Source organism: Cupriavidus lacunae (assembly GCF_003353055.1).
In the GTDB taxonomy this organism is placed as follows: domain Bacteria; phylum Pseudomonadota; class Gammaproteobacteria; order Burkholderiales; family Burkholderiaceae; genus Cupriavidus; species Cupriavidus lacunae.
Window position 1 is genome coordinate 1 of the sequence record NZ_QKWJ01000082.1, and the last position, 18699, is coordinate 18699.

Genomic DNA, 18699 nt, shown 5'->3' on the forward strand with positions numbered 1-18699 from the left:
CTGCCCATGAAGGGCTGTGTCAGGCGCGTCCATTTGCGTGCTCCTTTGGAAAAACGAGAGTGTGCGAATCTTCGTTTTACTCCAGGAGTTGCCTCCGCGGCCCTTCATAGTATCTATATACCCAAGCCAACGTGGGCCGGAAGCTTGTTCCCTGAACCCCAAACAGCTCCAATTGCTGCGCCGTTCTCGCCCCCCAACCCATCCCCCAAGTGCCTCCTACACCAATCCCTCCCGCAATGCACAAAAGTGGTGATAAAAGCAATTTGTGAGCATTCGTGCCGCCGTCTGGTAATCTCGTCTGCCATATATTGTGCGATTTCCGCTTCCATCAGGAAATTTGACCCTATAATGCGGGCTGCTTTGCCGACGGCAGCCGGGCCACCCTTCCGGCGTGCGGTGCGGCAAGCGGGGCAGGCGAATCGCTTGCGCAATAGAGAACGCATTAAACGTTGTCTTTCCGAACCTTGGTCCCCTTACCTCAGCGGGACTGACACATGCCGGGCCCCGCATAAGCTGTCTCTCCCTTGCAGGCCTGTCTTCCGCGTCTCGGGCGTCTTTATCTGTAGTCCGCGGGTGTTGTTCGATTGCGCAGGTCATACCGTTTCTGCCCGGTTGACCCAAACATAAATCGAGGAGCTCCTGATGACGCTGTCCCGTCTTACGTCCATCTCGCTGGCAGCCATGCTGGCTACCTTTGGCGCCGCCGCCAACGCTGAAACCGTGAAGATCGCCATTGCCGGCCCGATGAGCGGCTCGGTTGCGCAGTATGGCGACATGGTCAAGGCCGGTGCGCTGACCGCCATCGAACAGATCAATGCAGCCGGCGGCGCCGGCGGCAACAAGTTCGAAGTGGTGATGATGGACGACGCCTGCGAGCCGAAGCAGGCCGTGGCGGTTGCCAACAAGATCGTCAGCCAGAACATCAAGTACGTGATCGGCCACGTCTGCTCGGGTTCGACCATCCCGGCTTCGGACATCTACGAGAACGAAGGCATCGTGATGGTGACGCCGTCGGCCACCGCGCCGCAGCTGACCGAGACCAAGAAGCGCAAGTTCATCTTCCGCACCATCGGCCGTGACGACCAGCAGGGCCCGGCTGCCGCCCAGTACATCATCAGGAAGGTCAAGCCCAAGAAGGTCGCGGTGCTGCACGACAAGCAGTCGTACGGCCAGGGCATTGCCAGCTCGGTGAAGAAGGACCTGGAAGCCGCCAAGATCCCGGTGGCCGTGTTCGAAGGCATCAACGCCGGCGACTCGGACTACTCCGCCGTCATCACCAAGCTCAAGTCGCAGGGCGTGGACTTTGTCTACTTCGGCGGCTACCACCCGGAAATGGGCCTGCTGCTGCGCCAGGCGCGCGAGCAGGGCGTGAAGGCCACCTTCATGGGCCCCGAGGGCGTGGGCAACAAGGACGTGACGGCGATTGCCGGCCCGTCCTCGGAAGGCATGCTGGTGACGCTGCCGGCCGACTTCTCGGCCGACCCGGCCAACGCCGCGCTGGTGAAGGCCTTTGCCGACAAGAAGCGTGACGCCAACGGCCCGTTCCAGATGCCGTCCTATGCCGCCGTCAAGATCATCGGCGACGCCATCGCCGGTGCCAAGAGCACCGATCCGGCCAAGGTCGCGGCGTACATGCACAAGAACGCCTTCCAGACCCCGATCGGCAAGGTCGAGTACGACGACAAGGGCGACCTGAAGTCCTTCAAGTTCGTGGTCTACACCTGGCACAAGGACGCCAGCAAGACTGCCGCCAACTAAGCCGGCGCTTTTCCACGCACACGCCCCGCCCGGACCCCGGGCGGGGCGTTCTGGTATCGGGCTTCAAGTTCCTGAGGCTTCCCCAATGAATGAATTCCTTCCACAGTTCACCCAGCAGCTGGTCAATGGCCTGACGCTGGGTGCGATCTATGCGCTGATCGCCATCGGCTACACAATGGTCTACGGCATCATCGGCATGATCAATTTCGCGCACGGCGAGATTTACATGATCGGTGCCTATGTCGGCCTGGTCACGCTCACTGCGATCGGCGCCCAGGCAGGCTACCCCCTGCCGCTGGTGCTGGGCGCCGCCTTGCTGGTCTCGGTGCTGGTCACCGGCGTCTACGGCTATGCGGTCGAGCGGGTGGCATACCGGCCCTTGCGGGGCGGTCCGCGGCTGGTGCCGCTGATTTCCGCCATCGGCATGTCGATTTTCCTGCAGAACTATGTCCAGATCGGGCAGGGCGCGCGCGACGTGTCGGTGCCGGTGCTGATCTCGGGCGCCATCGAGTTCCAGATGGGCAGTGACTTCACCGTGACGGTGCCGTATTCGCGCCTGCTGATCGTGGGCGTGACGCTGGTGCTGATGATCGCGCTGACGCTGTTCATCGGCCGCTCGCGCATGGGCCGCGCCTGCCGTGCCTGCGCTGAGGACATGCGCATGGCCAACCTGCTGGGCATCGACACCAACAAGGTGATTTCCTTCACCTTCGTGCTGGGTGCGATGCTGGCGGCGGTGGGCGGCGTGCTGATCGGACTGACCATCGGCAAGCTCAATCCCTTCATCGGCTTTATCGCCGGCATCAAGGCCTTTACCGCGGCGGTGCTGGGCGGCATCGGCAGCATCCCGGGCGCGATGCTCGGCGGCGTGCTGCTGGGCCTGGCGGAAACCTTTGCCTCGGGCTACATGCCGGCCGAGTACAAGGACGTGGTTGCGTTCAGCCTGCTGGTGCTGGTGCTGCTGTTCCGTCCGACCGGGCTGCTGGGCAAGCCTGATGTCGAAAAGGTCTGAGGGAGGACGAGACATGACTGACAAGATTTCCGCGATGCCCGCCGGGCAAGCCGCGCGTGGCGTTGCGCCGGGGCAATCGCTGAAGAACGCGATCACGGCCGCCGTGATGACGGCCATCCTGACCATCCCCATCCTGGGCCTGCAGCTCAAGCTGGAAGGCTACAAGGTGGTGCTGGAACCGCACTGGCGGCCGGTGTGGATCGCCGTGGCGGCGGTGTTCCTGTTCCAGCTGTTCAAGCCGCTGCTGTCGCGCGCAGGCAGCGCGGTGCGCCTGCCGGCGGTGCCGCAACTGGGCGCGCAGCGGCAGCGCGTGGCGGTATGGGTGCTGCTGGCGGTGGGGCTGGTGTGGCCGTTCTTCGGCTCGCGTGGCGCGGTCGACGTGGCCACGCTGGCGCTGATCTACGTGATCCTGGGGCTGGGCCTGAATATCGTCGTGGGCTATGCCGGCCTGCTCGACCTGGGCTATGTCGGCTTCTATGCCATCGGCGGCTATACCTACGCGCTGCTCAACCAGTATTTCGGACTGAGCTTCTGGGAATGCCTGCCGATCGCCGCGGCGATGTCGGCCACCTTCGGCTTTGTTCTTGGCTTCCCGGTGCTGCGCCTGCGCGGCGACTACCTGGCCATCGTGACGCTGGGCTTCGGCGAAATCATCCGCCTGCTGGCCAATAACCTGACCAGCCTGACCGGCGGTCCGGACGGCGTGTCCGGCATCCCGAAGCCGACCGTGTTCGGCATCGAGATGGCGCGCAGCGCGAGCGTGGAGGGCGCCAAGACCTTCCATGAGCTGCTGGGCTGGGACTATAGCGGCCAGCACATGGTGATCTTCCTCTACCTGCTGGCGCTGCTGCTGGTCGGCTTCACCCTGTTCGTGACCGGCCGGCTGATCCGCATGCCGATGGGCCGGGCCTGGGAAGCGCTGCGCGACGATGAGATCGCGTGCCGCTCGCTGGGCCTGAACCCGACCCGCATCAAGCTGTCGGCGTTCACGCTTGGGGCTTCGTTCGCCGGCATTGGCGGCGCCTTCTTCGCGGCGCGCCAGGGGCTGGTCAACCCGGAATCGTTCACCTTCATCGAGTCGGCGCTGATCCTGGCGGTGGTGGTGCTGGGCGGCATGGGCTCGCAGCTGGGCGTGATCCTGGCGGCGATCCTGCTGACCGTGCTGCCCGAGGTCGCGCGCGGCTTTGCCGAATATCGCATGCTGATCTTCGGCCTGGTGATGGTGCTGATGATGATGTGGCGTCCGCAGGGCCTGCTGCCCGCGAGCCGTCCCCACGTGGAGTTGCCGCGATGACGAATATGCAACCAGCGGAACTGCTGAAAGTCTCCGGCCTGCAGATGCGCTTCGGCGGCCTGCTGGCCGTGGACGGTATTGATTTTGATGTGCGCAGCGACGAGGTCTTCGCCATCATCGGCCCCAACGGTGCGGGCAAGACCACGGTGTTCAACTGCGTGGGCGGCTTCTACAAGCCCACGGCGGGCGAGGTCACGCTGGATGGACACGCCATCGCCGGGCTGCCGAGCCATCAGGTGGCGCGCAAGGGCCTGGTGCGGACCTTCCAGAACATCCGCCTGTTCAAGTCGCTGACGGTGGTGGAAAACCTGCTGGTGGCGCAGCACCGCCAGGTGCAGGCCGGCATCCTGCGCGGCCTCTTTGCCACGCCGGCATACCGCCGCGCCGAGCGCGAAGCGCTGGAGCGCGCCGCGGTCTGGCTCGAGCGCATGAACCTGACCTCGGTGGCCAACCGCGAGGCGGGCACGCTGTCGTATGGCCACCAGCGACGGCTGGAGATCGCGCGCTGCATGATCACCAAGCCGCGCCTGCTGATGCTGGACGAACCGGCGGCCGGCCTGAACCCGCAGGAGAAGATCGAACTGCAGCAGCTGATCGACCAGCTGCGCCGCGAGTTCAACATCTCCGTGCTGCTGATCGAGCATGACATGAGCCTGGTGATGGGCGTGTCCGACCGCATCCTGGTGATGGAGCACGGCAAGCCGATCGTGATTGGCAAGCCGGAAGCGGTGCGCAACGACCCGCGCGTGATCAAGGCCTACCTGGGAGAGGACTGATGCTGAAGCTGGAACAGGTCCATACCCACTACGGCGCCGTCGAGGCGCTGTCGGGCGTATCGATCGAAGTCAACAAGGGGGAGATCGTCACCCTGATCGGCAGCAACGGCGCCGGCAAGACGACGCTGATGATGACCGTGTGCGGCACGCCGCGCGCCTCCAGCGGGCGTGTGACGTTCGAAGGGCAGGACATCACCAACCGGTCCACGCACGAGATCATGCGCCTTGGCATGGCGATCTCGCCCGAGGGCCGGCGCGTGTTCCCGAGCCTGACGGTGCTGGAAAACCTGAAGATGGGCGCGTTCTTCGCCAAACGCGATGAGATCGAAGCTGGCATCGAGCACGTCTTCAAGCTGTTCCCGCGCCTGAACCAGCGCGCCAGCCAGCGCGCCGGCACCATGTCGGGCGGCGAGCAGCAGATGCTGGCGATCGGCCGCGCGCTGATGAGCCGGCCGCGCCTGCTGCTGCTGGACGAGCCCACGCTCGGCCTGGCGCCGCTGATCATCGCGCAGATCTTCGACATCATCCGCACCATTCGTGACGAAGGCGTCACTGTGTTCCTGGTCGAGCAGAACGCCAACAAGGCGCTGCAGGTCGCGGACCGGGGCTATGTGCTGGAAACCGGCAAGGTGGTGCTGGCCGATACCGGCGCCAACCTGCTCGCCAACGACCGGATCAAGGCAGCCTACCTGGGCGGCTGATCCCGACAGGCCGCCGCCTCGCCTGGCGGGGCGGCGGCCTTCCTTTCCCCCGCCTTTTCGCCATCCGCGAAATCCCCCTTTCGCCAATCACATTACATTCCAGCCGCCGCCCGGGCCGGGCAGGGGGCTGAGGCCGCACCCCCTGTGGCATAATTGATTGCACAGTCAAGCATCGCAGTCACGCTTGAAATAACCCTCGCTTCAGGCGGCTTCCGGCGCGATCATGCGTTATCGCATTGCCATCGCGTCGGCACGCCGCCTGGCTCGCCACCGCGACCGAAGCGAATAAAACCCCTGCAAACTACTGCGCGGTTTCCGCGGGCCCCTCCTGCCAGGGACGGGTCGTTCGGGCCGCCATCGCATCATGGCCAAGACGCTCTACGACAAACTCTGGGATGACCACACCGTCCACGTCGAGGAAGACGGCACCACGCTGCTCTATATCGACCGCCACCTGCTGCACGAAGTGACCAGCCCGCAGGCGTTCGAGGGGCTGAAGCTGGCGGAGCGTCCGGTATGGCGCATCAGCGCCAACCTGGCCGTGTCGGACCACAACGTGCCGACCACCGACCGCAGCCAGGGCATTGCCGATCCGGTGTCGAAGCTGCAGGTCGACACGCTGGATGCGAACTGCGACAGCTTTGGCATCACCCAGTTCAAGATGAACGACCACCGCCAGGGCATCGTGCACGTGATCGGGCCGGAGCAGGGCGCCACGCTGCCGGGCATGACGGTGGTGTGCGGCGACTCGCATACCAGCACGCACGGCGCGTTCGGCGCGCTGGCGCACGGCATCGGCACCTCGGAAGTCGAGCACGTGCTGGCCACGCAGACGCTGCTGGGCAAGAAGGCCAAGAACATGCTGGTCAAGGTGGAAGGGAAGCTTCCGCGCGGCTGCACCGCCAAGGACATCGTGCTGGCCGTGATCGGCAAGATCGGCACCGCGGGCGGCACTGGCTACACCATCGAGTTTGCCGGCTCGGCCATCCGCGACCTGACCATGGAAGGCCGCATGACGGTCTGCAACATGGCCATCGAGGCGGGCGCGCGCGCCGGCCTGGTGGCGGTGGACGACGTCACGCTCGAATACGTGAAGGGCCGCCCGTACGCACCGCAGGGCGTGGAGTGGGAGCAGGCCGTTGGCTACTGGCGCACGCTGCATTCCGATGCGGGTGCGCACTTTGACCAGGTGGTCGAACTGCGCGCCGAAGACGTCCGCCCGCAGGTTACCTGGGGCACGTCGCCGGAAATGGTCATCAGCATCGAAGACCGTGTGCCGGACCCCGAGAAGGAAAAGGACCCGAACAAGCGCAACGCCATGGAGCGCGCGCTGGAATACATGGGCCTGCAGCCCAACGTGCCGGTCGAGAGCATCAGTATCGACAAGGTCTTTATTGGCTCGTGCACCAACAGCCGCATCGAAGACATGCGCGCCGCCGCGTGGGTGGTGCAGAAGCTGGGCCGCAAGGTCGCTTCGAACGTGAAGCTGGCGCTGGTGGTGCCGGGTTCGGGCCTGGTCAAGGAACAGGCCGAGCGCGAAGGCCTGGACAAGATCTTCAAGGCCGCCGGCTTTGAATGGCGCGAGCCGGGCTGCTCGATGTGCCTGGCCATGAATGCCGACCGCCTCGATGCAGGCGAGCGTTGCGCCTCGACTTCGAACCGCAACTTCGAAGGCCGCCAGGGCGCGGGCGGGCGCACGCACCTGGTGAGCCCGGCGATGGCCGCGGCCGCCGCCATCGAAGGCCATTTCGTCGATATCCGCAAGCTGGGCTGAGGATGCAATGAAACGGACCCTGATCGCATTGCTGGCATGCCTGGGCATGCTGCAGCTGGCTGGCTGCAATACCATGGCCGGCCTGGGCAAGGACACGCAGGCCGCCGGCAACTCGCTTGAGCGCGCGGCCAAGAAGTAAGGAAAGAGACATGGACAAGTTCACCGTACACAGCGGCCTCGTGGCGCCGCTCGACCGCGAAAACGTCGACACTGACGCCATCATCCCGAAGCAGTTCCTGAAGTCGATCCAGCGCACCGGCTTTGGCCCCAACCTGTTCGACGAGTGGCGCTACAAGGACGTCGGCGAGCCCGGCATGGACAACAGCAAGCGCCCGCTGAATCCGGACTTCGTGCTGAACCAGCCGCGCTACCAGGGCGCGTCGATCCTGCTGGCGCGCCGTAACTTCGGCTGCGGCAGCTCGCGCGAGCACGCGCCGTGGGCGCTGACGCAATACGGCTTCCGCGCCGTGATCGCGCCCAGCTTTGCCGACATCTTCTTCAACAACTGCTACAAGAACGGCTTGCTGCCGGTGGTGCTGACCGAACAGCAGGTCGATCACCTGTTCAACGAGACCAACGCCTTCAACGGCTACAAGCTGACCATCGACCTGGACAAGCAGGTGGTGCTGACGGCGGGCGGCCAGGCGTATGAGTTCGACATCGCGCCGTTCCGCAAGTACTGCATGCTCAACGGCTTCGACGATATCGGCCTGACCCTGCGCCATGCCGACAAGATCAAGGCCTACGAGGCCGAGCGCGTGGCGAAGATGCCGTGGCTGAACAACCGCCTGGTCGGCTGAACGCCGCACGGACATAACAAGGAAGACACACAGCATGAAGATCGCAGTCCTGCCGGGTGACGGCATTGGTCCCGAAATCGTCGCGGAGGCCGTCAAGGTCCTGAACGCGCTCGACGAAAAGTTCGAAATGGAAACCGCGCCGGTCGGCGGCGCCGGCTACGAGGCCGAAGGCCACCCGCTGCCGGAAAATACCCTGAAGCTGGCCAAGGAGGCTGACGCCATCCTGTTCGGCGCCGTCGGCGACTGGAAGTACGACAGCCTGGATCGTCCGCTGCGTCCGGAGCAAGCCATCCTGGGCCTGCGCAAGCACCTGCAGCTGTTCGCCAACTTCCGTCCGGCGATCTGCTATCCGGAACTGACCGGTGCCTCCAGCCTGAAGCCCGAGCTGGTGGCCGGCCTGGACATCCTGATCGTGCGCGAACTGAACGGGGACATCTACTTCGGCCAGCCGCGCGGCGTGCGCGAGGCGCCGGACGGCCTGTTCAAGGGCGCCCGTGAAGGCTTCGACACCATGCGCTACAGCGAGCCGGAAATCCGCCGCATCGCCCACGTGGCGTTCCAGGCTGCCGCCAAGCGCGGCAAGAAGCTGTGCAGCGTCGACAAGGCCAACGTGCTCGAGACCTTCCAGTTCTGGAAGGACATCGTGATCGAGGTGCACAAGGAGTACCCGGAGGTCGAGCTGTCGCACATGTACGTGGACAACGCGGCCATGCAGCTGGTCAAGGCGCCCAAGAGCTTCGACGTGATCGTCACCGGCAATATGTTCGGCGACATCCTGTCGGACGAGGCCGCCATGCTGACCGGCTCGATCGGCATGCTGCCGTCGGCTTCGCTGGACGCCAACAACAAGGGCCTGTACGAGCCGTCGCATGGTTCGGCGCCGGACATCGCGGGCAAGGGCGTGGCCAATCCGCTGGCCACCATCCTGTCGGCGGCGATGATGCTGCGCTACTCGCTGAACCGTGCCGAGCAGGCCGACCGCATCGAGAACGCGGTCAAGAAGGTGCTGGCCCAGGGCTATCGCACCGGCGACATCCTGACGCCGGGCTGCAAACAGGTGGGCACCCGCGAGATGGGTGACGCGGTGCTGGCGGCACTGTAAGTCACATGTCAAAGGGCACCGCAGACGCGGTGCCCTTGTTTCATTTGTCCCTTATTTCCACGCTGCGGCAGCGCCGCAAAATCGTGTAGACTTTCCGGATGGCCCGATTTTCCCAGTCCACCCTGACTGCTGCTGTTGCCCTGACCGCTACCCGCGGCCCGGTCGGCACGATTTCGCTCGGCCAATCTGCAACGACGATTAAAACCATTATTAAAACCGCGATCGCCTAGATCCGTTCGTCGTGCCTGCCCGTCTTCCCCGCGCAGCCACGCCGGGCGAGGAAAATGGCGGGGAAGTTCAAATCAAATCGAGGTAAGTCATGATTGTAGGTCTCGTCGGTTGGCGGGGAATGGTCGGCAGCGTCCTGATGCAGCGCATGCAGGAAGAGCGTGATTTCGACCATATCGAGCCCGTCTTCTTCAGCACGTCCAATGCCGGCGGCAAGGCGCCCGCCATGGCGAAGAACGAAACCACGCTGAAAGATGCCAATGACATCGAAGCGCTGAAGAAGTGCGACGTGGTCCTGACCGCCCAGGGCGGCGACTACACCAACGAGGTCTTCCCCAAGCTGCGCGCGGCCGGCTGGAAGGGCTACTGGATCGACGCGGCGTCCTCGCTGCGCATGAAGGATGACGCCATCATCGTGCTGGATCCGGTCAACCAGGGCGTGATCAAGGACGCGCTGTCCAAGGGCGTGAAGAATTTCATCGGTGGCAACTGCACGGTCAGCTGCATGCTGATGGGCCTGGGTGGCCTGTTCCAGGCCGACCTGATCGAGTGGATGACCTCGATGACGTACCAGGCGGCCTCGGGCGGCGGCGCGCAGCACATGCGCGAACTGCTGACCCAGTTCGGTACCCTGAACGCCTCGGTCAAGCCGCTGCTGGACAACCCGGCCTCGGCCATCCTGGAAATCGACCGCACCATCCTGGCAACCCAGCACGGCCTGTCCGCCGAGGAAACCAAGCAGTTCGGCGTGCCGCTGGCCGGCAACCTGATTCCCTGGATCGACAAGGACCTGGGCAATGGCCAGTCCAAGGAAGAGTGGAAGGGCGGCGCCGAGACCAACAAGATCCTGGGCCGCGGCGAGGGCTTCCTGGGCGCGACCGGCGCCACGCCGATCGCCGTGGACGGCCTGTGCGTGCGCATCGGCGCGATGCGCTGCCACTCGCAGGCGCTGACCATCAAGCTGCGCAAGGACGTGCCGCTTGATGAGATCGAAGGCATGCTCGCCGCCCACAACCCGTGGGCCAAGGTGGTGCCGAATACGCGCGAAGCCAGCGTGACCGGCCTGACCCCGGCTGCCGTGACTGGCACGCTGACCATCCCGGTCGGCCGCCTGCGCAAGATGCAGATGGGCGGCGAGTACCTGTCGGCCTTCACGGTCGGCGACCAGCTGCTGTGGGGCGCGGCCGAGCCGCTGCGCCGCATGCTGCGTATCCTGATCGAGTCCTGATCCGGGGCAGCGACCTGTTGCCCGGTTGCGTCCGTTGCAGCCAGGCAACAGAATGGATCGCTTTGTCAACAACGCCGCGCCTATGCGCGGCGTTGTTGTATCCGGGCGCCTATTTTCCCGGGCGATGCGTCACAATACGCCGACATGCGCCCCGCGCCTGCAGGTGCTGGCGCCTGCACGCGGGCTGGCAAAGGGGCCGTTCAGAATGTCCCGCCAGCCGGGTGGACCTGGTTTATGGGGTCGGTTTGTCGATTCATATCGCTACTAAAACATAACGGAGCATAAGGTGAGTGTGAGCCAACATCGCCGGAAAGATGCGCCTACTGCCCGTCAGCGCTGGTCAACGCTGGCCGTCACGGCACTGGGCCTGCTGCTTGCGCAGCCGGCCGCGTATGCCGCGGGGTTCGGGCAATTGCGGGTTCAGTCGAATCTGGGGCAGCCGCTGCAGGCTGAGATCGACATCAGTGGGGTCAGTGCCGAGGAGGCCGCGGGACTCAGCGTCAAGCTGGCGCCGCCAGCGGCCTATGCTGCGGCCGGGCTGACCTACCTGCCGGCTGTTGGCAGCCTGCGGCTGGAGGTCGAGCGCCGCCCGAACGGCAGCTATGTGGCCCGGTTCCGCTCCAGCCAGCCGATCAGCGAGCCCTTTGTCGACCTCCTGGTCGACATGAGCTGGGCCAGCGGCAAGGTCTCGCGCGCCTATACCTTCCTGCTTGACCCGGCCGGGGCCAGGCCTTCCAACCAGACTTTCTCGCCGGCGACGGTGGTGCCGGCCGCGACGCCGGATGCACCGCCGGCACCGGCCGCACCGCAGCCCGTGCCAGCGCAGCAGGCTGCGCCTGCCGCCACTGCCGAGGCCCCCAGGCCAGCCGCGCCCGCGCGCCCGGCCCGCCAGGGCGCGAAGCGCGCTGCGGCGCCGGCGGCCAGCGGTGGCGCCGACACGGCGCCCGGCGGTGGCTACACCGTGCAGCGCGGCGACACGCTTTCCGGCATTGCCGGCGAAGCCGTGCAAGGCCAGGAATCGGTCTCGCTGGACCAGATGCTGGTGGCGCTCTATCGCAACAATCCCAACGCCTTTATCGGCGGCAACATCAACCGGCTGCGCAGCGGCGCGGTGCTGCAGGTCCCGACCCAGCAGCAGGCGCAAGCGGTGACGCCGAAGGCTGCCCGCCGCGAGGTGGTGGCGCGCACGCAGGGCTTCGACGCCTACCGCAGCCGGCTGGCCAGCGCGGCCGCGGCCAAGTCGGTCGAGCCCGACGGCGGGCGCCAGCAATCGGGCAACGTGACCGCCCGCGTGCAGGAGCAGGCCGCCCCGGCCGACGGCCCGCGCGATGAACTGAAACTGAGCAAGGCCGCGCGTGGCGCGCAGGCCGACGCCGCGGCCAAGGCCGAAGCCGGCATCGCGCGCGAGCGTGAGCTCAAGGAGGCGCAAGCGCGCCTGGCACAGCTGGAAAAGAACGTCGGCGACATGCAGAAGCTGCTCGAGCTGAAGAACGCCGAGATCGCCAAGCTGAGCCAGGCCAACCAGGCCGCGCTGGCCGACAAGGAAAAGGCTGACGCCGCGGCCAAGGCCGCGGCGGCGGCGCCGACCGTGGTGGCGGCCCAGCCGCCGAAGGCCGATGCCCCGGCCCCGGCCCCGGCTGCGGCCGCCGCCGCAACCGCTGTTACCGCAGCCAGCGCACCCGCCGCGGCAACGGCCGGCGCCAGCGCCGCGGACGCCGTGGCACCGGCAGCCGCCTCCGCCGTGGCCGCAGCGCCCGCTTCGCAGCCGGCTGCCGCCGTGGCTGCCAAGGCCGCGCAGGATGCAGCCGCGGCATCGGCCCCCGCTGCCAAGCGCCCGCCGCCAGTGGTGGTCCAGCCCGAGCCGGTGCCCCAACCGTCGTTTGTGGACGGCCTGCTGGCCAATCCCATGCTGCTGCCCGGTGGCGGCCTGCTGGTGGCACTGCTCGGCGTCTACGCGATCTACCGCCGCCGCCAGCAGCAGAAGACGAGCGAGACGACCGGCTTCGGCGACAGCATCCTGTCGCAGGAAAGCACGGTGATGGCCGGCGCCAATTCGCTGTTCGGCACGGCCGGCGGGCAGAGCGTCGATACCTCGCAGCACAGCGTGTTTGGTGCGGACTTCCGTATCGGCAACAACACGCCGGAAGCCAACGAGGTCGACCCGATCGCCGAGGCCGAGGTCTATATCGCCTATGGGCGCGATGTGCAGGCAGAGGAAATCCTGCGCGAAGCCCTGGAGAAACACCCGGAGCAGCAGCCGGTGCGGCTCAAGCTCCTGGAGATTTACAGCAACAGACAGGATGTGGAAGGGTTCCGCGTGATTGCAGAAGAAATGTTCGCCCAGACCGGCGGACACGGGGCGGAATGGCTGAAGGCAGCAGAAATGGGGCGCGCGCTCGAACCGGGCAACGCGCTCTTCCTGGCGGTGACGCCCGAGGCCGCGGGCCCCGAGACGGCATCGCCGGCAACGGACCAGTGGCGCACGCAGGATCCGTCGCATAACCCCGCCTCGATCCCGCGGCTGGAGCCGTCGCTGGGCGACCTGGCGCTGCCGCTGGACGCCTTCCCGGCACCGGCCGCCGGCGACCCGATCGTCGCCCCGGCCTCCGCCGCCATGGTGTTCGGCGCCGAGGCGCAGGATGCCGGCGAGGCCGTGCGCCTGGACCTGGGCTTGCCGGACGCAGGCATCGACCCGCTTGCCGACGACGTGCCCACGCTCGACACGCCGACCCGCGGCCGTCCGCTGGAGTTCGACATGTCGGGGCTGTCGCTCGACTTGGGCGGTGCCTCGCTGGACGATTCGCGCAGCAAGGCCGCGCTGGACGAGGCCACCGCGCCGCTGCCAGCCACCACCATGCTGCGCGAAGGCAAGCTGGCCGAGCCGATCGACCTGTCGCGCGTGGCGCCCGACACCGGCGGCGATCTCACGCACGGCGGCTCGCCGAGCACGCTGTCGGCCGACGGCATGGACGGCGGGCGCGACATGCAGATCAAGCTGGACCTGGCCCGCGCCTATATCGAGATCGGCGACAAGGAAGGCGCGCGCGAGCTGCTGCAGGAAGTGGTCGAGCAGTCGCAGGACCCGCTGCAGGCCGAGGCCCGTTCGCTGCTCCTGGAAGTGGCCTGAGCTATCATTGACGGTCCGGCCGCGGCACGCGTTGCCGCAGCCTGAAGCGATGCGCCGGAAGCGTCCCTTCCGGCGCATTTGCTTTTCCGGCGGGCCTTGCGTGAACCACTGCGCCTGAACCTGTGCCCGCCGCCTTGCCTGATCCCCTGACATGAACCGCATCGCTCTTGGCCTGCACTACGACGGCGCCGCCTTTTCGGGCTGGCAGTCGCAGCCGCACCGCAATACCGTCCAGGACCACCTGGAAGACGCCATCGAGCGCTTCGCCGGCGTGCGCCTGCTGACCACGGTGGCGGGGCGCACCGATACCGGCGTGCATGCGCTCGGCCAGGTCATCCACCTGGATACGGCGCTGGAGCGCGAGCCCTTTTCCTGGGTGCGCGGCGTCAACGCCTTCCTGCCGCCGTCGATCGCGCTGCAGTGGGCATTGCCCGTCGACGAGGGCTTCCATGCCCGTTTCCTGGCGTTCGAGCGCATGTATTATTACGCGCTCCACACCGGCCCGCACCGCGTACCCCTGGTGCACGGCCTCGCCGGCTACCAGATGCTGCCGCCGGGCCAGCGGCTGGATGTCGACGCCATGCGCGAAGCGGCCGCCTGCCTGGTCGGCGAACATGATTTTTCCGCCTTCCGCGCTGCCGAATGCCAGGCCAAGTCGCCGGTCAAGACCATGTACGACGTGACCATCAGGGACGACGGTAACTGGGTCTTCCTGCGCTTTCGCGCCAGCGCCTTCCTGCATCACATGGTGCGCAACCTGATGGGCTGCCTGGTGGCGGTGGGGCGCGGACGCTACCCGGCGCAGTGGCTGACGCAGGTGCTGGCCGGGCGCGACCGCAAGCTGGCGGCGCCGACCTTCATGCCGGACGGCCTCTACCTGGTCGGCGTCAAGTATCCTGATCCTTACCGGATTCCCGCGGCCGATCCGTCCGCGAGCCTGTTCCATGGAGTTTTCGATGACGCAGCCTGAGGCCGCTGGAGGCAGCACAGCGCACATGCCGAACCGAACCCGCATCAAGATCTGCGGCCTGACGCGCGAGGAAGACGTGCGCGCCGCCGTGGATGCCGGCGCCGATGCGATCGGCCTGGTGTTCTACCCCAAGAGCCCGCGCTACGTCGACGTGGCGCGCGCCGCGGCGCTGGCCGAGGCCGCCGGCCCGTTCGTGGCGATCACGGGGCTGTTCGTCAATGCCGACCTGGAAGACATCGCCCATGTAGCCGAGCGGGTGCCGCTGACGCTGCTGCAGCTGCACGGCGACGAGACCCCGCAATTCTGCTCGCAGGTGTCGCAGCGCTGCCGGCTGCCGTTCCTGCGCGCCGCCCGTGTCCGCCCGGGCCTCGATTTGGTAGAATTCGCCGATCAATACCGTGATGCCGCTGCCTTGCTGCTCGATGCCTTCGTCGAAGGCTATGGTGGTGGCGGCCACGTCTTCGACTGGACCCTGATTCCTCCGGCATGGCTTCCGCCTACTCCCCCGGTACCAGCTACCGGCAACCCGAACGCAAACGGCGCTCCTCGCATCGTTTTGAGTGGTGGGTTGAACGCGCAAAACGTCGCTGGCGCGATTGAACGCGTGCGGCCCTACGCTGTGGACGTCAGCAGCGGGGTAGAGGCCGCCAGGGGCGTGAAGGACCACGCCCGCATCGCCGCGTTCGTGCGCGCAGTGCGCAGTGCCGAGGCAGGATGAGCCGGGTCGCCTCCCGCGTCTTTCCCCATGCCGCCCGTGGCCTGCCGCTCGCGGGCACACGCATCGCAGTCAACCATGCGCCCTTGCCGGATGAGGCAAGGCCGCTGTTCCGAAGAGTCTAGACATGTACGACTTGCCCGATTCCCGTGGCCATTTCGGTCCCTATGGCGGCACCTTCGTGTCCGAAACGCTGGTCCACGCGCTCGATGAGCTGCGCGAGGCCTATGCGCACTACCAGAAGGACCCGGAGTTCGATGCCGAATTCCGCCGTGAGCTGAAGCACTTTGTCGGCCGTCCGTCGCCGATCTACCACGCGCAGCGCTGGAGCGAGACGCTCGGCGGCGCGCAGATCTACTTCAAGCGCGAAGACCTGAACCACACCGGCGCGCACAAGATCAACAACGTGATCGGCCAGGCGCTGCTGGCCAAGCGCATGGGCAAGCCGCGCGTGATCGCCGAGACCGGGGCAGGGCAGCATGGCGTGGCCACCGCCACCATCGCCGCGCGCTTCGGCATGGAGTGCGTGGTCTACATGGGGGCCGAGGACGTCAGGCGCCAGGCCGCCAACGTCTACCGCATGAAGCTGCTGGGCGCCACCGTGGTGCCGGTGGAAAGCGGCTCGCGCACGCTCAAGGACGCACTCAATGAAGCCATGCGCGACTGGGTCACCAACGTCGAGAACACCTTCTACATCATCGGCACCGTGGCCGGCCCGCACCCGTACCCGATGATGGTGCGCGACTTCCAGTGCGTGATCGGCGAGGAAGCCAAGGTGCAGATGCCGGAGATGACGGGCCGCCAGCCGGACGCCGTGATCGCCTGCGTCGGCGGCGGCTCCAACGCCATGGGCATCTTCTACCCGTATATCGAGCACCAGGACGTGCAGCTGATCGGCGTGGAAGCCGCCGGCGACGGCCTGGATACCGGCCGCCACGCGGCTGCGCTGATCGGCGGTTCGCCGGGCGTGCTGCACGGCAACCGCACCTACCTGCTGCAGGACGCCAACGGCCAGATCATCGAGACCCATTCGGTGTCGGCCGGCCTGGACTACCCGGGCGTGGGCCCCGAGCATGCCTGGCTCAAGGACAGCGGCCGCGCGCAGTACGTGCCGATCACGGATGAGGAAGCGCTCAAGGCCTTCCACGACTGCTGCCGCATCGAGGGCATCATCCCGGCGCTGGAATCCAGCCACGCCATCGCCTATGCCTGCAAGCTGGCACCGACGCTGCCCAAGGACAAGCTGCTGCTGGTGAACCTGTCCGGTCGCGGCGACAAGGACATGCACACCGTGGCCGAGCGCGCGGGGCTCAAGCTCTGATGCGCGCGCTGCCTCCGACCGGACTTGCCGTGGGCGGCGCGGGTGCACCGGATGTGTCCGGTGCGCCCGATTCCGCCCAGTTGCGCCTGTTCCAGGAAGACATGTTCGAGGGCATTGCCCGCCTGCCGGACGGCTCGGTCGACCTGGTCGTCGCCGATCCGCCCTACGGGCTGGGCAAGGACTACGGCAACGATTCCGACCTGCTGTCGGGCCAGGCCTACCTGGACTGGTCCGAGCGCTGGATGGACGCGGTCGTGCCCAAGCTGGCGCCCAAGGGCACGCTCTACCTGTTCTGCACCTGGCAGTATTCGCCCGAGCTGTTCGTCATGCTCAAGCGGCGCCTGACCATGATCAACGAGATCATCTGGGACCGCCGCGTGCCCAGCATGGGCGGCACCACGCGCAAGTTCTCGTCGGTGCACGACAACATCGGCTTCTTTGCACGCGCGCGCGACTACTACTTCGATCTCGACCCGGTCCGCATTCCCTACGACGCCGAGACCAAGAAGGCGCGCAGCCGCCCCCGTTTCGAAGGCAAGAAGTGGCTGGAGGTGGGCTACAACCCGAAGGACCTGTGGAGCATCTCGCGCATCCACCGCCAGGACCCGGAGCGTGCCAACCACCCGACGCAGAAGCCGCTGGAGATCGTCGAGCGCATGGTGCTGTCGAGCTGCCCGCCGGGCGGCCTGGTGCTGGATCCGTTCGCCGGCAGCGGCACCACCGCGGTGGCCTGCCTGCGCCACGGGCGGCGCTTTGCCGGTTTCGAGATCAATCCGGAGTATGTGCAGGTGGCGTGCGGTCGCGTGTCCGCCGCCGCTGCGGCCCTTGCCGTCACGAATGCCGCTGCCGAGCCTGCCGCCACCCCAACCCTGGCCGCCGCCAACGACGATGTCTCGCCGGCGCCGCGGCCTCACCTGATTCCCTGATATGTCCCGTATCCAGAAGACGTTCGCGGCACTGGCCGCGCAGCAGAAGAAGGGCCTGATTCCGTTTATCACCGCCGGCGATCCCGAGCCCGGCCTGACCGTGGCGCTGATGCATGCGCTGGTGGCGGGCGGCGCCGACGTGATCGAGCTGGGCGTGCCGTTCTCGGACCCGATGGCCGACGGCCCCGTGATCCAGCGCGCCTCTGAGCGCGCGCTGGCGCAGGGCGTATCGCTGACCCAGGTGTTGCAGTGGGTGCGCGAGTTCCGCCAGACCAACGCCGACACCCCGGTGGTGCTGATGGGCTACGCCAACCCGATCGAGCGCATGGGTGAGCAGGTTTTTGCCGCCGCCGCGCGCGAAGCCGGCGTCGATGGTGTGCTGGTGGTCGACTATCCGCCCGAGGAGTGCGAGTCGTTCGCCACGCTGATGCGCGACAACGGCATGGACCCGATCTTCCTGCTGGCGCCGACTTCGACCGATGCGCGCATCGAGGCCGTGGCCCGCGTGGCCAGCGGCTACCTGTACTACGTGTCGCTCAAGGGCGTGACCGGCTCGGCCACGATCGACCTGGACAGCGTGGCGGCGCGCTTGCCGCTGATCAAGCAGCACGCCAACCTGCCGGTGGGCGTGGGCTTCGGCATCCGCGACGCGCAGACCGCGCGCGCGATCGGCAGCGTGGCCGATGCCGTGGTGATCGGCAGCCGCCTGGTGCAGTTGCTGGAGGACACGCCGCGCGAGCAGGCGGTGGCGACGCTGCGGGCGTTTATCGCCGAGATCCGCCAGGCGCTGGACAGCTGAAGTGATGTAATGCCGGCCTGAGAAACCTTGAGAAGTGCGGTGTCATGCGCAAATCTCGCGTTGCGCTTCGAGGTCGACGGGCCGGCATGGTAAATTCGCGGGTTGATTCCCTGCCATCTGCCAACAGGCGTCCCGACACCGGGTTTGCCGGCGGACCGCAGTCATCCG

The 18699-nt window shown here is 66.6% G+C and carries 17 protein-coding genes; all 17 read left to right on the forward strand.

The features are described from left to right. Nucleotides 1–642 precede the first annotated feature (642 nt). The 17 genes from DN412_RS34930 to trpA all read left to right on the forward strand — a co-directional run bounded on the left by DN412_RS34930 (nucleotide 643) and on the right by trpA (nucleotide 18531). Nucleotides 643–1758 (forward strand): branched-chain amino acid ABC transporter substrate-binding protein, encoded by a 1116-nt coding sequence (locus DN412_RS34930; RefSeq protein ID WP_115215749.1) that lies wholly within the window; start codon nucleotides 643–645, stop codon nucleotides 1756–1758. Nucleotides 1759–1843: 85 nt separating this feature from the next. Next, on the forward strand, nucleotides 1844–2770 hold the full coding sequence (gene livH / locus DN412_RS34935) for a high-affinity branched-chain amino acid ABC transporter permease LivH (protein WP_010814623.1): 927 nt from the start codon (nucleotides 1844–1846) through the stop codon (nucleotides 2768–2770). Between the two features lie 13 nt (nucleotides 2771–2783). Next, a complete protein-coding gene (locus DN412_RS34940; protein ID WP_078197154.1) occupies nucleotides 2784–4064 on the forward strand; it encodes a high-affinity branched-chain amino acid ABC transporter permease LivM in 1281 nt (426 codons plus the stop codon). Between the two features lie 5 nt (nucleotides 4065–4069). Next, nucleotides 4070–4840: a high-affinity branched-chain amino acid ABC transporter ATP-binding protein LivG gene (livG, locus tag DN412_RS34945; RefSeq protein ID WP_115215766.1), complete on the forward strand. Its 771-nt coding sequence runs from the start codon at nucleotides 4070–4072 to the stop codon at nucleotides 4838–4840. Beyond that, nucleotides 4840–5541 carry an ABC transporter ATP-binding protein gene (locus DN412_RS34950; protein ID WP_115215750.1) on the forward strand — a complete coding sequence of 234 codons (702 nt, stop codon included), beginning with the start codon at nucleotides 4840–4842 and terminating at the stop codon, nucleotides 5539–5541. Before livG ends, DN412_RS34950 begins: the two co-directional genes overlap by 1 nt. Nucleotides 5542–5905: 364 nt before the next feature. Beyond that, entirely contained in the window at nucleotides 5906–7315 is a 1410-nt protein-coding gene (gene leuC, locus DN412_RS34955) for a 3-isopropylmalate dehydratase large subunit (protein ID WP_115215751.1), read from the forward strand. 7 nt (nucleotides 7316–7322) lie between these two features. Beyond that, the gene (locus tag DN412_RS34960) at nucleotides 7323–7454 is read left to right on the forward strand and encodes an entericidin A/B family lipoprotein (protein ID WP_078197150.1); all 132 of its coding nucleotides are present in this window, start codon (nucleotides 7323–7325) and stop codon (nucleotides 7452–7454) included. A gap of 10 nt (nucleotides 7455–7464) precedes the next feature. Further along, entirely contained in the window at nucleotides 7465–8115 is a 651-nt protein-coding gene (gene leuD, locus DN412_RS34965; protein ID WP_115215752.1) for a 3-isopropylmalate dehydratase small subunit, read from the forward strand. Between the two features lie 34 nt (nucleotides 8116–8149). Further along, a complete protein-coding gene (gene leuB / locus DN412_RS34970) occupies nucleotides 8150–9217 on the forward strand; it encodes a 3-isopropylmalate dehydrogenase (protein WP_078197148.1) in 1068 nt (355 codons plus the stop codon). Nucleotides 9218–9315: 98 nt separating this feature from the next. Further along, nucleotides 9316–9447, forward strand: a complete 132-nt coding sequence (locus DN412_RS45565) for a hypothetical protein (RefSeq protein ID WP_272939529.1) — start codon at nucleotides 9316–9318, stop codon at nucleotides 9445–9447. 89 nt (nucleotides 9448–9536) lie between these two features. Then, entirely contained in the window at nucleotides 9537–10673 is a 1137-nt protein-coding gene (gene asd, locus DN412_RS34975; RefSeq protein WP_115215753.1) for an aspartate-semialdehyde dehydrogenase, read from the forward strand. Between the two features lie 286 nt (nucleotides 10674–10959). Next, complete coding sequence (locus DN412_RS34980) at nucleotides 10960–13800, forward strand: motility hub landmark protein FimV (RefSeq protein ID WP_115215754.1); 2841 nt, start codon at nucleotides 10960–10962, stop codon at nucleotides 13798–13800. Between the two features lie 151 nt (nucleotides 13801–13951). Continuing rightward, nucleotides 13952–14770 (forward strand): tRNA pseudouridine(38-40) synthase TruA, encoded by an 819-nt coding sequence (gene truA / locus DN412_RS34985; protein ID WP_115215755.1) that lies wholly within the window; start codon nucleotides 13952–13954, stop codon nucleotides 14768–14770. Beyond that, nucleotides 14757–15488, forward strand: coding sequence for a phosphoribosylanthranilate isomerase (locus DN412_RS34990; protein ID WP_115215756.1), 732 nt, complete (start codon nucleotides 14757–14759; stop codon nucleotides 15486–15488). The genes truA and DN412_RS34990 overlap by 14 nt, the downstream gene beginning before the upstream one ends. Nucleotides 15489–15612: 124 nt before the next feature. Next, the gene (trpB, locus tag DN412_RS34995; protein ID WP_115215757.1) at nucleotides 15613–16806 is read left to right on the forward strand and encodes a tryptophan synthase subunit beta; all 1194 of its coding nucleotides are present in this window, start codon (nucleotides 15613–15615) and stop codon (nucleotides 16804–16806) included. Beyond that, entirely contained in the window at nucleotides 16806–17732 is a 927-nt protein-coding gene (locus DN412_RS35000) for a DNA-methyltransferase (protein WP_078197142.1), read from the forward strand. Before trpB ends, DN412_RS35000 begins: the two co-directional genes overlap by 1 nt. 1 nt (nucleotide 17733) lies before the next feature. Next, the gene (gene trpA / locus DN412_RS35005; RefSeq protein WP_115215758.1) at nucleotides 17734–18531 is read left to right on the forward strand and encodes a tryptophan synthase subunit alpha; all 798 of its coding nucleotides are present in this window, start codon (nucleotides 17734–17736) and stop codon (nucleotides 18529–18531) included. Nucleotides 18532–18699 lie beyond the last annotated feature (168 nt).